This is a genomic window from Pseudoalteromonas sp. AS84, from assembly GCF_038900255.1.
Classification (GTDB): Bacteria; Pseudomonadota; Gammaproteobacteria; order Enterobacterales; family Alteromonadaceae; genus Pseudoalteromonas.
This window is the reverse complement of sequence record NZ_JBBMQY010000004.1, coordinates 232737-250109: the sequence shown is the minus strand read 5'-3', so window position 1 is coordinate 250109 and position 17373 is coordinate 232737. Positions and strand designations below refer to the sequence as shown.

Here is a 17373-nt window from a genome sequence, read left to right as displayed (position 1 = left end):
AAGCTAGAAAAAAATTGTAACTGTTCAAAAATTAATAAAAAAGGGCTGCTTTTAGCAAGCGGCCCTTTTATGTTTAATTTATGAAAATGTATTATTTTGTAGGCAGTACGGTGCTCTCTACCGAGCCAAAACCTATGCGTGCATAGCCTTCTTTTTCACACCAGCCGCGCATAATAACGTTATCGCCATCTTCTAAAAAGCTACGTTGTTCGCCATTGCTTAGCGTAATTTTCTCCTTACCGCCACGAGAAAGCTCAAGTAAAGAACCCGCTTCTTCGTGCGTTGGACCAGACTGAGTGCCCGAACCTAACATGTCACCTGGCATAAAGTTACAACCATTTACTGTGTGGTGAGTAACCATTTGTGCCACAGTCCAGTAAGAGTGCTTAAAGCTAGATGTTGATACGCGCGTTGGGTTATGGCCTTCGCTACGCATTTTTTCCGTTTGGATTTTAACATCCATTTGAATATCAAAAGCACCTTGGTCGCGATTCGCTTTTGACTCTAAATAGTCCATAGGCTGTGGGTCGTTTTCATCACGTGTCCAGCTTGTTCTATAAGGTGCTAGCGCTTCGGTTGTAACAATCCAAGGCGATACAGTTGAGGCAAAGTTTTTAGCTAAAAAAGGACCAAGCGGTTGATATTCCCACGCTTGTAAGTCGCGAGCTGACCAATCGTTAAATACACAAAAGCCAAATACATGGTTTTCTGCATTTTCAATCGCAATTGCATCGCCAAGTGCATTACCTTTACCTAAATAAATACCAACTTCTAGTTCGTAATCAAGGCGTTTACAAGGACCGAATGATGGCACTTCTGCATCAGGCGCTTTAGTTTGGCCTTTAGGGCGATGAAATGTTTGACCTGATACGTCAATAGATGAAGAACGACCATGATAACCAATAGGTACCCATTTATAGTTAGGTAGTAATGGGTTATCAGGGCGAAACAAACTACCCACAGCAGTAGCATGATAAATAGAAGTGTAAAAGTCGGTGTAATCGCCGATACGACAAGGCAAAGAAAACTCTATATTAGATTGTGCTACAAGCGTATCGCTAAGCGCTTGTTGGTGCTCAGAGCCTGCTCGTAGTGCTTTTGAAAGCGCTAAACGCAGTGCTGACCAATACTGCCCCCCTAAACCCATAAATGTATTTAGAGTTGCTTCACTTGCTGCATCAGCGGCTGTTTTAGCGTCACCTGTTAAAACATTTAATTTACTCAGTTTTGCTAAATCAATTACTTGGTCACCAATTGCAACACCACCACGAAAGGCCTCATCAGACCCTTTGCGACGAAATTCTGCAAACGGTAAGTTTTGAATTGGGAAGTCACAATTATCAACATTAGCTGACTCTACCCAGCTGGTTAAATTAATATCATGGGTTTCGTTAATTAGGCTCATTACATTTCCTTTGGATTTTACTGTATGGCGACAAGGTATAGTTTATTTAATCATACTTGTACTTAGCGCAATACTTTTTAAATATTAAAACGACAAAAGCAGCGAAGTTCGCTGCTTTTAATTTACTCAAATATTTTATAAAACGCCGCGACGCTCTTGGTCGCGTTCGATTGATTCAAATAATGCCTGGAAGTTACCTTCACCAAAGCCACCATCATCAACGCGTTGGATCATTTCTATAAAGATTGGACCAAATAAGTTTTTAGAGAAAATTTGTAATAAGTAACAATTTTCACTCTGGCTATCTACGAGTATCTGATGTTGACGAATTTTTTCTTTATCTTCTGCAACCCAAGGTACACGGTCAAAAATAGTGTCGTAGTACTCTGGAATAATATCCAAAGTAGCGATTGTTGATTTATCAAGCTTATCAAGAGAGCTTACTAAATCATCTGTTAAAAACGCTAAATGTTGAACGCCAGGGCCGTTGTACTCACCAAGGTATTCATCAATTTGGTTGTTATCGTTACCTTTACCTTCGTTTATTGGAATAGAGAAGGTGCCACAAGGGGACTTAAGTGCATACGAAATAAGCGCCGTTTTTTGACCTTTAATGTCAAAGTAGCGTACTTCTGTAAAACCAAACACGTCTTTATAAAAGTTAGCCCATTTTTCCATGGTGCCTTTATAGACGTTATTAGTTAAATGATCGATTCGGATAAAGCCTTTATCTTCTACAACATTTTGCGTTTCTAAATCTTCAAAATCACTTTCGTAGATAGTGCCTTTGTCGCCAAAGTTTTCAATAAAGTAAATTAGGCTGTCGCCAATGCCATAAATTGCAGGGTAAGGCATATTTTTATGCGTTGAATCAGTGGCTGGTTTCGCACCACGCTCTACTGCAGTTTCAAATGCTTTTTGCGCATTCTCAACACGCCAACCCATTGAACAAATAGCAGGACCATGGCTTTTAGCAAATTCTGCCGAAAAACCTTCACGCTCGTTATTCAGTAAAAAATGAATATCGTTTTGGTTGTAATAAACAATGTCTTTACCTTTGAATTTTTTAAGCTTAGAGAAGCCAAAATCAGTAAATACTTTATCCATATAATCAGCATCAGGTGTTGCGTACTCGGTAAATTCAATACCGACTAAACCTAAATAGTTATTTACTTCACTCATTATTATTACTCCCGCAATTAAGCACTGCGATTATGTGTTGTTGTCATATTGCAGTAGATAATCAACCAGATTTTTGATTTGGGGAAGAGGGGAGCGCTATTTAGTAAATGTGGTATGTGTAAATTTAATAGGACGGTTATTATAAAGTTACGCGTTTGTAATACAGTTAAGTAAAATGAAGTTATATGGTACAAATTAAAGTGGAAGTACTTGTTTTTAAGTTGTTGTATTTAAATACTAAAAATGAGGTTTAACCTGCGTCAAACCTCCTTTTATAATGAATAAGCAAAAGCCTGTTTGTATTTAATTTTTTACACTTTAAGAGCCATTACCAAAGAACTTGTTTCGCTGCTCTATCCACAGGTTAGTTTTAATTGCTGGAGCTGCTTGGTAATGGCGCTCAATGGTTTGATTTAGCACTCGTGTCGATTGCTCAAAAGAGAGCTTTTGTTGTGCGCCGCCCATACTTTTAATTTCACCGCGAGTCATAGCACGACCAGCATAGAGTAATGCATTTAAGTAACCAGGCCGGGTTTCGTAGTTGTTATCTGTAAATAACAGGATTGTTTTATCAAGTGCCCATCGACGGTTTATCTCGCCTTCTTCTTTAACACCTTCGAGTTCACCATCTACATATATTTCAAATACGCCATTTGTTGGTGCAGCATAAAATACAAAGGCAATACGATGCCAATTACCTGGTTCAGTATCGCCAAAGTATCCACTATTGCTGGTTGCTTCACCGTACCCACCGTCAGGGCTTGCAAATATATCTGCATCATCTGTATCGTAGTTTTCGGTATCGGCTTGGATTATTGCGCGGTAAATGTCGTTTGTTTCCAATGGCCAGTTTATATCCATAACTATTGTGTAGTCAGACACTAACCCGTCATGTTTAAAATCACCATTTGCAGCTGTGTTTAACGTAATCAATAGGCCTTCTGTTGGGGAGTGACGAGTAAAAGCCATTACACCAGAAGGACCATCAGTTAAATCGGAAATATTAAGATCAGTGGTTGTCTCATAGCGTGTATCTTCTGGGCCCCAACCGTCATTTTCTGGGTCAAAGTAGCTTAAAACAGATGGGCCTGAGTTTGGAGTTAGTGGGTTTGTTGGATCGTCAAAGTTCCAAGTTGTTATATTTGCAACATCTTGGCAAGCATTAAGCTGTGTGTCTGTATCAAGGTGAAGACATTGAGTTGTTCTAAAGCGCGCGTATTGATCAAGTAGCCACCATGCTTCGGCAATTGGCTTTACATCATTAAAAGTAACACTGCTAAAAAATAAATCTGGATTAAGTGCCGCACCTTTAAATAAAGCGACATTATAATTTGTCGTTACTTGAATATCTTCTGGCTTTAACACAAACCAATCGGGTTGGCTGGCAATCATTGTGTTTAAATCAGTGCCTGTAACGGTTACTTGATACAGTGAATTAAAGCCAGGTGTGTTTGAAGGCTGTCTTTCAACATAAAATGCTTTGTGAAAATCTTCTTGTGTAACAGTGCCAGGCGTCCATCTTTTTTGTACAAGTTCAGGGTTAAGCAGCGCTGCGTTGATTGAGCTTGAGTGTTTAGTTGCAAGTGCTGTTATTTCTGCAACTTCAAAGCTACTTGGGTAGTTTTCTGAAATGGCAATTTCTGTATCAGCATCGGGTGCATATCGGCCCATTATTTCATCGATAGCTAGCTTAGTTTCTTCGTCAGGTTCTATAGATGTTCGCGTATCTACATGTTGATACTCGTAACGACTTAGTGCTTTATCGGTAGTATTAAATACTAAATTTAAATCGGTGACTCCGCGAGCATAAAATTCTGGTTGAATGACTAAAGCATTATTTTCAAGCTCTATAAAGTCTTCACCACCATGAGTATGCCCACCAAGCACTAAATCTATACCCGGTACATTGGTTGCTATCTCAACGTCAGTTCCTTTGCCCAAATGGCTTAGCATAATCATGTAATCAACGTCATCGCTGTATTGGCTTACAATACTTTGTGCGATTTGTTGCCATTTCCAACTCATTTTAAATTGTTTTATAAAGTCAGGAATAGGGTCGTTTTCAATTGGTTCGTCAAGCTCATCCCATGGTACCGACGTCATCCCAAACACACCTAATGTTATGCAACCAACCTGCACCTTAGCAAAGTCTACACCACCAAAATTCTGACGGTTTCCTCCCTCAAAGCGGGTATTACTGGCAAGTACAATGGCATTATCGTCTTGTGAAAACTCAAGCAGCTTTTCAGGACCCCATGCATAGTCATGATTCCCTAAAACACGTAAATCAAAAGCCATTAGCTTTACGGTTTCATCAGAGGCTAAGCCTTGTGATATTTGCTCTGCAACGGTCCCTTTTTCGTAATCATCGCCACCATCGGTAAATAATGTATGGGGTGATTCGCTTAGCGCTTTTTTATAATAAGCTTTAATGCGGCTAAAATATTGTTCCTGATACCCAAAGCGAGAATGCATGTCGGCAACGTGCACAAACCTTACAGATTGCTCTGTTGCATTTGCATCACAGGTTGGGCCAATATCAGAAAACGCGACAGTACGTTGCATTTCTATTGCATAGCTACCTAGTTGGTCTACTTGTGCGCTAACAAAGCCTTGCGATACCGTTGAATTAGTAATACTTGACCAAGAATCGCCGCTCAAACGCGCAATAGTTAATTGGCCGCCTAATACATAGTCGTCAGGTATTTTTATAGTGATTGTCATTGAGCTAGAAAGTTGGAGTGTATTCGGGGTAAGCGTATGTATATCTGAAATGATATTTTTAGCTTGATTATTCTCATCAAGGACTAATTTTTCGTAGGTAATTTCAGTATCGTTAGCCACTATTTCCCCAGGGGCATTGATAGTAAAGTTACCTTCATCTAATGACGTTTGTAAGCCATTAGCATTGGTAATAATTAAGCCACTAGACTCAGGTTCTAAAGGATCATTTGGATTTACTGTAACTTGATCTTCGGCTCCACCACAGGCAGATAAAAAAATAAGGAGAAATGCTATTAGAGTGGCACGTAATAATCTTAATGAATGCATATACTGCTGTCCCTGAGTCTATTGAATAATCAATCAGGACATAATATCAGTTAACGGGGGCAGGGCAAAGTTGAATAAAAAAATTCCCCCATAGAAGCTATGGAGGAATGTTTAGGTTATGTTGTTATATTAAAAATAAACAACAATTAAGAGACTTTCTCTTCTAACCCTTGTTTTTCCCATACTTTAGCTTTAAAGGTCATTAGTACTAAGACAGCACCAACACCAATGCTAAATAATGCAATTTGTAAGTATAAGTTAGGAATTTCAGAAACATTATTCGGATCGAAATTACCAGCAAGTAAACCCGCAATAATATTACCGATTGAGTAAGTTAATACAAATACACCCATCATTTGACCTGTGTAACGTCTAGGCGATAACTTACTTACAGCACTTAACGCTACAGGGCTTAAACAAAGCTCACCCACTGTATGTAAAAAGTACGTAGTAACAAGCCAGTAAGGCGCTACTTTTAGGCCTTCAGCTGCGTAATGAGCCGCCATAAACATAACTAAAAAGCCAGATGCCATGATAATTAAGCCAATTGCACATTTAACGCTGTAGCTAGGTGACACTAAGCTTTTAGATAAGTTAATCCAAAGCGCTGCAAAAAATGGCGATAAAGCAATAATAAACAGTGAGTTTAATGATTGAAACCACGTTGTAGGGATTTCAAAAGTACCAATAAATCGGTCGGTGTAATCACGGGCAAATAGGTTTAATGAAGAACCGGCTTGTTCAAAGCCAGACCAAAAACATGCAGAAGCAATACAGACTAAAAATAGTGCCCACATTCTTTGTTTTTCGGCATCGGTTAATTTACCTGTAAAGTAAATAACACCAAAATAAACAAAAAAGATAATAGTAAATACAATCGCTGTGTAACCTGCAACCACTGTTGGATTGATTACAATTGCGCCGGTCATTGCAGCCGTAGTAACTGCAGCAGCTGCAATTACAAATGCAGCAATACCAATCCATGCACGTGAAGTACCTTTAGGACCTAATGGATTTGCTGGTAAAGAGCTATGCTCTGGTAAGTTATTAAGTGTGAGTTTGTACTGAACTAAACCAATGGCCATACCGACAGCTGCCGCACCAAATGCCCAGTGCCAGCCTACGTTCTCCATAAAGTAACCACATACGTAGTAACCTATTAAAGAACCCATGTTAATACCCATGTAATAAAGAGCGTAACCGCCATCACGACGCTCATCAGTATCACTGTATAGTTGGCCTACCATTGCACTGATATTTGGTTTTAGTAAACCAGTACCTGTTGCTACAAATATTAAGCCAATGAAGAAAGAATAATCATGTGGAATAGCCAAAATAATGTGGCCAATCATAATGATTATACCGCCATACCAAACTGCTTTTTGACCACCAAACAATCTATCAGCTAGCCAACCACCAGGTAAGCCTAAAAAGTATACTGCGCCCGTATACAAACCATAAATTGCAGCAGCTGATGCAACAGTAAAGGCAAGGCCTTCTTCTTGTAAGCTTGCTGTCATGAATAATACGAGCATAGCTCGCATACCGTAATAACTCATTCGTTCCCACATTTCAGTGAAGAACAATGTCGAAAGTCCTTTAGGGTGGCCACACCAACCACTATCTGGAGCTGAACTCATATTTACTTCCTAACTTTAAGAATTGTTGTAATGGCCTTATAATTTTTTGCTTTAGCTATTTTAGAATTTGTAACCACTAAAATGCTCGACCATCAGTATATTATTTGTAGCTAAGATAATGATTTGCTATATGGCAGTAACACCACAAGGTAAGAGACACACCCTTATCCTAGTTACAATTGCGCTCAAGTATACATATACCTTAGTGCTAGGGGAAGTGTTCGCGGTGTATCACCTTATGCCAAGTTAAAACTCAGCATAAGGAACAATAGGGGTGCCTGGAAACTCAAGTGTTCCGTACACAGGATTAAAGTAGTAACGTATATAAAGCTGGCCAAAATTTGGTTCGTAAAAGTCAGAACGATCGATGGCTAAGTAACCACCAAAGAACCAATTCGGCGTTATTCTATACTCAAAACTACCTTCAAGATTATATGAAACACCAGAACTTGTTTCACCTTCAAATACAGGATCAACACCTGTTATTGACTCTCTATCATATGCAGCTATTTGCAAATCGCCATCATTAGGGAAGAAATCAATAGATTGAGTTTTTGTTTGCGAGTACGAAACACCGGTTTTTAATCGATAAACAAAATCATCGCCCCAACGCGCGTCATAAGTGAGTGGCACAGATAAACCTACATAGTTTTGTGGGCTGTAATAACCACCATGACCCCATGTTTCTTCACTTAAATTATACTTGTATGCCCAATGTAATAAGCTAGCGCCTGCGGTGAATTCACGCTCTTGATTGCTAATTACACGGTAATAAGTACCGCCCATCATACGATAGCGTTGGTTGTCTTTTACATTTTGGCCTTTATATAGGGTAAAGTCGGCGCTTGACCAAAAACCCCATTTTCCGCCTAAGTCGTGTGATACATTAGCCGTTAGGCCTGTAGAGCGTACACCACCCCAAACTTCACCTGTTTTTACATCTTTAAGACCTGCATAAGAAAGTACCGAGCTTGTAACTGGGCGTTTTTCAAGTTCTAGGCTGTATCCAAAATCACCAAAACTGTCTGCGTAATTTACACCCCATACAATATCTTCAATTAAAAAGCCAAGTGGAGTTGTACCTACATCAACACGCCAGTTTTCATTTTGCCAACCAATACCTACATCTACACCACTTTCCTGTGGTGTTACTTCATTGATTGAACAGGTAAAAATACACAGTGCACCTTGTCCATAGCGGCTGCCAGCAAATTGCTCATCAAAGCGCGTTGTTTGTGCGCTAATAGTAGTCGGGTCTACTTTAATAAACCCTTGGCCTTGCCAAAGCGGAAAGTAAGCCTCAATCGGGACTAAGCCCGCACCAAGTGTTGCTTCGCTTTCGGTGCTTGTTTGCCCACTAAAGTTAACACCAATAGCAATGTATGCTTGGTTTTTGTTTTGCTCGTTTATTAGCTCTCTTTTAGCACCGTTTACATACCATTCATCGTTTTCATCTATTTTTGAAAGCGCTCCGTAAAGCTCTTTTTCATTTAATGTACGATTAGGAAATAGGGTTTGCGCGTACCAAGATTGTGCTTGTTCGGTTTCGTTGAATTTGCTGGCTACTTGAGCGCCTAAATAACGTAGTTCTTGATCGTTGGGTGACTTTTCAACAAGTTGCTTAGCTAAGTAAAGTGCATCCCCTGAGTAATTAAACTCATTGAGAGATGACATGATTTGGCGTTGCAAATAACCTTCTTGCGATGTGGTTTGCGTAATCGCTTTTTGCGTAACTTCTTTTGCTTGAAAGTCGTCCCCAAGTTCTATGTATGCATTAGCAATAGCGAGTAGTGCTTGAGGCTCTATGGTTTGTTTATTTTGTACTTTTTGCTGATACAAAATAACGGCCGCTTCGCGCTGTTCAAGTGCTAAATTTGCATTAATAAGGGCAGTAGTTGTTGCTGGAGTATTTTTATATTTTTGATCCAGCTGGTTAAGCTTAGCGATTAAATCACTACCATTGTAATACTGAGTAATATAGCTATTTTGTAGCTGTACATATTGAGTTGTTTCGTTTTCAGTTGCGCTCTCTGGTAATACGTACTTTTCAAACCATTGCTTCGTTTTATTTTCATCACCTTGCTCTAAAAGCCACTCACCATAAAGTGTATGCCAATAAGCAGAAAGAGAAGGCTCAGCTTCCAGTGCTTTGTTTATAAGTTTTATAGCGTGTTTTTTTTCATTAATTCTATACCAACTTCGCGATAACTCTGCCTGCATAGCGGGTGTTAAGTTCTGTGCTTCTAAGCTACTTAAATGATAAATCGCAGTGGCTTTATTTTTAGCGTCTAGATGGCGCTCACTTTGTGTCAAAGACTCATTGAGTTGCAGTTGCTGTTCAAGCGCAATAATATCTTTATCTCTGGATTTAAATGGAATGTACTGCAATGTTTTAATAGCACCTTGATAGTCATCAAGGGAGCGTAAAAAAAGCGCGTGGCTATAACGAATCTGTGGGTTTAACGGAAATTGCCACAGTACATTATTAAATAAAGCGCGGGCCTCTTCTGTCAGACCTTTTTGTTGATATATAAAGGCTAAATCGTAGTATAACCAAGGCTGTTCTGGCGCTATTTCAATTGCATTTTTTAATACTTTTTCAGCTTGCTCTAAATCTCCAGATTGCGTTAACGCCTCTGCCTTTGCGCGGTACTGACTGCTTAAAGATACAGAATAAGGTTCTTTAATTAGTTTCTTTTGATTAAACGATAAGCTGTTATAAAAAGAGGTTAGGGCTTTTTCATTCTGCTCTAATTCAGCTATTTCAAGTAGGCCTATTAAAGCACTGCTATTAAGCGGCTCGCTTTTTAAAACAATTTGATATGTAAGTGCGGCTTGTGAATATTGACCTTGAGCAAATTGTAATAAGCCTTTGTTATATATTACTGTATTAGTTTCTTGTTCTAAGGTGGCAGCTAAATCAAGCTTAAGCTTAGCCGTTTTAAATTCTTTATTATTAATGGCATTTTTAGCTTCGCGTATATAAAGCCAAAGCTTAGCTGTTTTTGCTAATTCTTGTAGTGTTTCACGCTCAGCGAACTCAGTTGTGTATTTTTGCGCACGCGTAAAGTATTGATACGATTTTTGATTTTGACCGAGGCGTAAATAGAGTGTGCCAAGGCTTCGCATTATAGCGCCGTCTTGCGGACGGCCTCTTAAAGCTTTTAAAAGCAGAGGCTCTGCAGCAGCTAGCTTATTTTTCTCAAGTAATTTATCACCTTTTACCCAAAATTGATAAGCAGGGTCGGCAAGGAGTGTTTGGCGTTTTTTATAATCTTTTAGAAAATCTTGGTACTGCAATTCACCTTTGCTACTAAAGGGATAAAGCGTGAAATAGCGCTGATACTGCTTGACTGTTTCATCCGTTAAGGGCATTTCTAGTAAAGCACTAAGCCAGATGTATTCTACTTCATTGATAAAAGTAGGCCCTGCACCATATTTACTTAAAATATCAATCGCTTTTTTATCTGTCAGATTACGCCTAAGTAAGTGACGCGCATAAGCGACTTCTACTTGCGCAATACTTGGATAGTTTTGAGCTAATCTATCATAGCCTTTTTTTACACTCTCCCATTGGGAGCTATCTTGTCCATACCAGCTTAAATGTTCAAGCTCGTAATCTAGTGTTGGGTAGACATTTTTAAAAATCTTATTATAGATTTCGCGAGCTTGTTCATAACGACCCGCACGAGCCAATAATTTAGCTTGTTGAATTGAAGATTTATCTTTGCCTTCAGTACGAGAAAGTACTTTTAGCTTTTCAACGCACGGAGCCTGTTCGGTAAGCCCATTATCTATTTTACTTAATAACTGGTTGGCTTTTACTGATTCGCCATTAGCAAAATCATAACGCGCTACCGCGCACTGTGTTTCTATTCGGGCAGGGGCAATAGCGACTAGCTTTCGTAAGCTATCTTCAACTAGTTTTTTATTTTGCTGTGCTTCACCAATACCTATTTGGCTTAGTAACCAATCAACAGATTGCGTATCAATATCGTTGACTGTGTTAGCGCTTAATCCAGAGCTAAGCGCTAATGTGCAAGCTAGGGCAAACCTTAACGGCATTCAGTGCTCCATACCGGTTGTAGCGTCCCATCTGCTGTAATTGAAAAACGTTTATTTAAAGCACTTGCACCAAACAAGTTAAGTACGCTGTCGTAATAACGAGTCTGGGTAAATGATTTATCAATCATTAGCTTTTGCTGAATTGCCATTACTGTAGAGTTGTCGTTATTAGTTGCTAGTAAAGGTAATAAAGCTGAATTAAAGCCTAGAGGACCTCTTTTTTCAGATTTCCCTGATTTAGCATAAGTATTTAAAGGCACGTAACCACGTTTATTAATTGTTTCTATAAAAGGGCTAAATTGCGCTAATAGCTCTTTTTTATAAGGCGCGTTGTCTGCCATCATGCTTGCCCATAAATATACTCTGATGGCGTTATAACTGCCTAAGTCAGTTGTTTTTTTATCGTAGTAAAAGCCGTTATTTGCATCAAACATTACCCAATCAGGGCTAACGCCTTGTTTTGCTGTATCTAAAATTAACTTTGCTGAGCCTTCGTGCAGTTGATGCCAAGGCGAGTGTGGGTAGAGCTTTTTAAACTGCTGATAAATAAATAGTGGCGAGTAGCTCGGATTTAACTTAAAACGCTCATTATCAAATTCAAAACCAGTAGGAGCGGGTAGTAATGATAAACCTAGACCCGAGATATAGGCGGTTTCTTCACGCATTATTCGTTGTGCGAGTACGGCTGCTAATATACTGTAGCGGCGGTCATCCCAAAGAATAGCTGCTTGCGATAAGCTGTATGCTATCCATAAGTCAGAATCAGACGCTGGGTTTGAGTCTAAAATTCCGCCAATATTTTGATTGTTAACACCCCATTGCCATGCCGGTAAACGAGTGCTTAAATCACCTTCTGATAAATGCTCTTGTGTCCAATCAAGCACTAGGTCAAACATTGCTTTGTCGTTTGCTACAACAGCAAAAAATAACGCATAAGATTGGCCTTCAGAGGTTGTGATATTTTGCTCACTCCCCAAATCAATAACGCGGCCATCTTTGCTTATAAAATTATTTTTAAATGTTTGCCATGCATCCCATGGCTGGCACTGCTCTACTTGTGCATTGGCATTAAAAGTAAATAATGCAATCACGGTAAAAAATACATTAATGAGTGACTTCATTACTTATCTCCTTCAGCTAAGCGCTTGTATGTTAATGCTTGCAGTAATCGCCATATTATAAATGAGATCAGCAGTAGTGTTAAAATAGACAATAGCGCCAGCACAAATGGGTGATCCGACAAATGGAACCAAATTAGTGTATGCACTGGAATATGACCAACAAAATATTGCTCATCAGTTTTAATAGTTTTAATACCTTGGGAGTTTATAACCGCCGCACTGCCTTTAATTTGTGCAAGCGCTTCTGAACTCATTAACGCATCATCAAGCAGAGTAAAGGCTTTTTGTGATGTTGCACTAAGCGATACAATTGAACGCTCTGAATCAAACGGTGATTGAAAGCCAGTGATAACGGCCATATCCCCGCTACTTTTTATACTTACTTCTACTTTATCTGTAGTTTGTTCATCATATGCACCATTGTATATAGCTTGTTTTATAGCACGCTGATTGTTATCAAGGAGGATATTAGTTTGTGCATCTTCATCTAAGTTATTAGCAATACTATTAGGTTTTGCGATAACTAAGATGTCTTTGTCATCTAAGTTTGCATCTTCATTTAAATGAGCAACGCTTATTCTATGAGCTGGGTATCCTGTAATAGCGCCAAAATGACCTGTTAGGTTAAATAATACAGAAAGTGCTTTTGGTGATGGAACTTCGTCTATTAACACTAAAGTTTGCTGTAAATCTGCATACTTTGTAAATGGGAACCCGCTATTTGCAAATACATTTAAATCAGGTAAAGCCATGTAATGGTCAAACCCACTTACATCAATATTAGAATTTCCATCAATTACACCGTATTCGCCGCCAGGGGGAGCAACGGCACATTCGCCTTTCTTAAGTACTGCAAACCTAAAATCAAAGTTTAGTTCATTGCGATTGGCAAGATTAATACCTTCCAATGAAAAATCTTCTGCGCTTTGTGTTGTGTCTGTATTAGCAATTAAAGGCAGCAACGTTTTAGCGGTTGTTAACGATGTATCTTTTTTATCAAGTAAGAAACCACTTATAAATTCTTGGTTTATTAGCATATTTAAACGCGAATTTAAGGTTTCGCTCTCAGGAGTATTACGGTATTGCAAAGTTATCGGGATCCCTTTTTCACGCCAAGTGAATAAATCAGGTGCAAAACGGACATTTAGTTTTATAGGGCCGTTGTTAAGACCTTCAGCTTGTAACTGAGTTGGGTAGTCAATAAGCTCGTCAAAGTGGACTGGACGATCGTTTCTAAGCCATCGCGGGGCATCGTATGCTTTACGCAGAGGTAGCTTATTAATTGCTTCGATGCTTGCACTTCTGCCTGTCATAATTTTATGACCAAATACCAAACCAGTGACCGCTGTTTTTAAATCTTTTTCATCACGACCTAAAATTAACAACATTTTATTGTATCTGTGGATTGGGCTTGAAATTAGCTCAACTGTAGGTTTTTCGACATCAGGATAATCTTTTAAAAAATCAGGTTTTGAGTCATTAGTAATAAACACCACACTATGTTGTTCTGGTGTTTTATTTACGGTTACAGGAAAGTTAGCGCCACGCCAATCAGCTTGAGCGCCAAACCAACTCGATAAAGTTGCCGCGGCTTCTATAGCTTGCGTATTAGGTGTGCTTGCAAATACAAAAGGTAAGTTTAGTTTATTGTAATCTTTAGTATCAAAAAATGGTTCTGGTAAATACTCAAGACGGCTATCAATTGCTAACTGTTTTTGATCAAGCGTAATATGGCTAGATTTGTTTATTTCAGTCCAAATTGAGCGGCTAAAGTAATCTTGGCATCGTAAGTCGTAGTAGCCAACTAGTTCAAAGCGAATTTGGTTGTAGTCTTGAATGTATTTAGCATTTAGGTCTAGGCTATGACTTACCGTATTTTTTACAATACTTAATTGCTCATTAATAGGTAAAACAGTAACTAAGTTATCGTTAAAATAAACTTTTAAATGCGATACATTAGCCAGCAATGAAGGTGAGTTGGTGTACGAAAAGTTAAGCTTTAGATTAGTGCTTAATTTATCAATTCTATTTGTGAAATCGACTCGAGAATTATTATTCACGCCGTCGAGTTTATAGTCGTTGAACCCTAACTTTTCAAAGCTAAGACGTAAACTAGAGACCTGAGCGCTCTCAGGGTAGCCATTTATAAACATAGTTTTGTCGTGCATAGGCTCGATAGCGAGCACTTGATATGCGCTACTAATAAGTAACAATGTTAGAAATGTATTAAGTAACTTTTTAATCATAATTATTATGCACTATCGGTTTTTTTGGAGTAAATGAATTTATGTAAATGACAGTATTAGTCATAAACTTAATTATAGGTTGTAACGCTCTTGGAGCATGAAATAGTAAATTACTAAAGCCCCGTAAACTGGTTTTTTGCACTTCTTTGAAGCTATACGATGGACGGTCATGTCTAAAGTTATTTTGCCAATCTAGCCAAGCATCTGCTCTGGAGAAAGTACATTGTATAAAAGCTCTTTGCTTTTCGAGAGATAAATCTTTAAGTGTAAGGCCAATTTGTTTTTTACGGGTATTACATACATACGTTGTAAACGAAAATTGCTTGTTACCGCGGCTCATTAATAATTCAATTTTATCGTTAACGCGACATAAATGTGCGTGTTCAGTCTCTATACCTACACCGTTATCTGAATAATCTGTTATTTTTACTTTTAAAGTATGACCATTTGCTAACCGAACGCCGGCAGGAAAGTTTGCCTTAATACGATGCGAGTGCCTCACTTGGCGTGCTTCAGCAGCAACTGCAACAGCAGCACCTAAAATAATAATATTATAAAAAGCCCAACCCATACTTATTATAAGTACACCAATCTGGCTTGAATCACCTAAAAACAGACGTAATACACCCACTATTATTCCAAGTAAGTTAATAAGTAAGAGAATTAAATACGGTTTAGAAATGCCCCAATCGTAATGTTCTTCATCATTTAAACCACCTTTTTCGGTTACGTTAAATTTACCTTTATTAGGATTAAATAAAGCAACGGTAGTGGGTTTTAATATGTACCAAGCAAGTACTGACTCATAGACTTCACCCCAGAAGGAATAACGATACTTGCCTTGAATGCGTGAGTTAGTCGCTTTTATTTGAATTAGTGTTGGCACTACATAGATAAAAATAGCTATAAATGGGGCATAAATTATGTATGCATTAAAATATATTAGCGCTAAAGGTGCTGTTAAAAATACAATACGAGGAATACCCGAAAGGAAGTGCAGCATTGCGTTTATATAGCATAATCGTTGAGGAATGCTTAAACCTTTGCCCATTAATGGGTTATCAAGTCTAAATATTTGCGCCATACCACGCGCCCAGCGGATACGTTGACCTATATGCGCTGACAAACTGTCGGTGGCAAGGCCTGCTGCTTGTGGAATGTTTATATAAGCTGTTTTATAACCAGCACGCTGCATACGAAGTGCTGTGTGAGCATCTTCCGTTACTGTTTCAAACGCAAAGCCGCCAATATCATCAAGTGCTGCTCGTTTTAATACAGCGCAAGAACCACAAAAGAAGGTTGCATCCCACATGTCGTTGCCGTCTTGAATCAGTCCATAAAAAAGCATGTTCTCATTAGGGATTTGGCTGTGGTTGTTAAGATTTCGCTCAAATGGATCGGCTGAGAAAAAGTGATGAGGTGTTTGCACTAAACACACTTTACTGTCTTTTAAAAACTGCCCCATTGTCATTTGTAAAAATGAGCGAGCAGGGACGTGGTCACAATCAAAAATTGCGATATATTCGCCATCGGTATAACGCATAGCGCTATTCATATTACCAGCTTTAGCATGATTGTTATCCGCACGTGCTAAATAACCCACTCCAATCTCGGCAGCAAAATCTTTAAACTCAGGGCGCTTTCCATCATCTAATATATAAACATTTAACTTGTCCGCAGGCCAATCGATGCTCAGAGCAGCTAAAGTAGTCGGCCTTACAACGCTTAACGGCTCGTTATAAGTTGGGATATATACATCAACAGTTGGCCACAAGTCAGTGTCTTTAGGTAAAGGGACTGGTTTTCGCTCAAGTGGATTAACTGTTTGGAAAAAGCCTAAAATAAGTACAAGCCAGGCATAAGTTTCAGCAAGTAATAAGCCTGCACCTAGTGCGAGTGCTAGTGGATCGTCCCAATTTAAAGTCTCAGTGTAGCGCCACCATAAGTAACGAGAAGACGTAGTTACTGACAGGGTTATCATAACAATAGTTGCCATTTGGCCTTTTACTCGCTTAAGTGCATACGCAACTAATAAAATAAAGCTTATAAAAACGGCTTGAGCTTCCAAACTAAAAGGAATTGTAATGAATATTGCTAGTAAAAATAAAATAAACGCGAGAATTACATACTTAACTAATTTATTTTGCCATACACGTGCATCAGCCATTGCTTTAAAAGCACTCTTTTTAGGGCCTTTCGTGTTTTTTGATAATAGGCGCTTTAATAATTTACCTAACTTTAAATCAAACCAACGCAATTGCCTTAAAAGATAGCTAACGCCATCGTAAAAATAATTAACTGCATCTTCTTTTACAGAGCTCGGTTTAAGCTGGTTTTTAAAAAACACTAAAAAAATACTTTGTATAACAAAGCGTAATATATTTGAGTAAATATAAGTCCGGTAAGGCAACCTTAAATGAGGGTAGTAGTCATAAAGGGTAAACTCAAAGCTGATTTTATGCTGTTTAATATTTATAAATAGCGAGCTTAAAAGTGTAATAAAAGGCATTAAGAAAGCTTCAATTACATTTACTTTATGTTGATTAAAGTAGCTATGAAACTTAAATAAAATATACCGAACTAACTTATCAGTAAATAAAATGCTCAGCAGCACGTATAAAGTGCTGTGAATAGGGCGCTGATAAAATAGTGTAATACTCATT

Annotated in this window: 8 protein-coding genes; all 8 read right to left on the bottom strand. The window is 38.5% G+C overall.

Going from position 1 to position 17373, the window contains the following annotated elements:
• Positions 1-91: 91 nt before the first annotated feature.
• The 8 genes from fahA to bcsA all read right to left on the bottom strand — a co-directional run bounded on the left by fahA (position 92) and on the right by bcsA (position 17372).
• Positions 92-1405 carry a fumarylacetoacetase gene (gene fahA / locus WNY79_RS06860; protein WP_342875452.1) on the bottom strand — a complete coding sequence of 438 codons (1314 nt, stop codon included), beginning with the start codon at positions 1403-1405 and terminating at the stop codon, positions 92-94.
• A gap of 135 nt (positions 1406-1540) precedes the next feature.
• Entirely contained in the window at positions 1541-2587 is a 1047-nt protein-coding gene (hppD, locus tag WNY79_RS06855; RefSeq protein ID WP_024589439.1) for a 4-hydroxyphenylpyruvate dioxygenase, read from the bottom strand.
• 318 nt (positions 2588-2905) lie between these two features.
• Positions 2906-5638: a metallophosphoesterase gene (locus WNY79_RS06850; RefSeq protein ID WP_342875451.1), complete on the bottom strand. Its 2733-nt coding sequence runs from the start codon at positions 5636-5638 to the stop codon at positions 2906-2908.
• Between the two features lie 146 nt (positions 5639-5784).
• Entirely contained in the window at positions 5785-7278 is a 1494-nt protein-coding gene (locus WNY79_RS06845; protein ID WP_197185426.1) for a peptide MFS transporter, read from the bottom strand.
• Between the two features lie 246 nt (positions 7279-7524).
• Positions 7525-11343 carry a cellulose synthase subunit BcsC-related outer membrane protein gene (locus WNY79_RS06840; protein WP_342875450.1) on the bottom strand — a complete coding sequence of 1273 codons (3819 nt, stop codon included), beginning with the start codon at positions 11341-11343 and terminating at the stop codon, positions 7525-7527.
• The gene (gene bcsZ, locus WNY79_RS06835) at positions 11334-12464 is read right to left on the bottom strand and encodes a cellulose synthase complex periplasmic endoglucanase BcsZ (protein ID WP_170072072.1); all 1131 of its coding nucleotides are present in this window, start codon (positions 12462-12464) and stop codon (positions 11334-11336) included. Before bcsZ ends, WNY79_RS06840 begins: the two co-directional genes overlap by 10 nt.
• Positions 12464-14710 (bottom strand): cellulose biosynthesis cyclic di-GMP-binding regulatory protein BcsB, encoded by a 2247-nt coding sequence (gene bcsB / locus WNY79_RS06830; protein ID WP_342875449.1) that lies wholly within the window; start codon positions 14708-14710, stop codon positions 12464-12466. Before bcsB ends, bcsZ begins: the two co-directional genes overlap by 1 nt.
• Positions 14703-17372, bottom strand: a complete 2670-nt coding sequence (gene bcsA, locus WNY79_RS06825; RefSeq protein WP_342875448.1) for a UDP-forming cellulose synthase catalytic subunit — start codon at positions 17370-17372, stop codon at positions 14703-14705. The genes bcsB and bcsA overlap by 8 nt, the downstream gene beginning before the upstream one ends.
• Between the last annotated feature and the right edge of the window lies 1 nt (position 17373).

Coding starts and splice junctions, on each gene's coding strand:
- bcsB (WP_342875449.1), bottom strand. CDS start 14,710: ATGATTAAAAAGTTACTTAATACATTTCTAACATTGTTACTTATTAGT.
- bcsA (WP_342875448.1), bottom strand. CDS start 17,372: ATGAGTATTACACTATTTTATCAGCGCCCTATTCACAGCACTTTATAC.
- WNY79_RS06840 (WP_342875450.1), bottom strand. CDS start 11,343: ATGCCGTTAAGGTTTGCCCTAGCTTGCACATTAGCGCTTAGCTCTGGA.
- bcsZ (WP_170072072.1), bottom strand. CDS start 12,464: ATGAAGTCACTCATTAATGTATTTTTTACCGTGATTGCATTATTTACT.
- fahA (WP_342875452.1), bottom strand. CDS start 1,405: ATGAGCCTAATTAACGAAACCCATGATATTAATTTAACCAGCTGGGTA.
- hppD (WP_024589439.1), bottom strand. CDS start 2,587: ATGAGTGAAGTAAATAACTATTTAGGTTTAGTCGGTATTGAATTTACC.
- WNY79_RS06850 (WP_342875451.1), bottom strand. CDS start 5,638: ATGCATTCATTAAGATTATTACGTGCCACTCTAATAGCATTTCTCCTT.
- WNY79_RS06845 (WP_197185426.1), bottom strand. CDS start 7,278: ATGAGTTCAGCTCCAGATAGTGGTTGGTGTGGCCACCCTAAAGGACTT.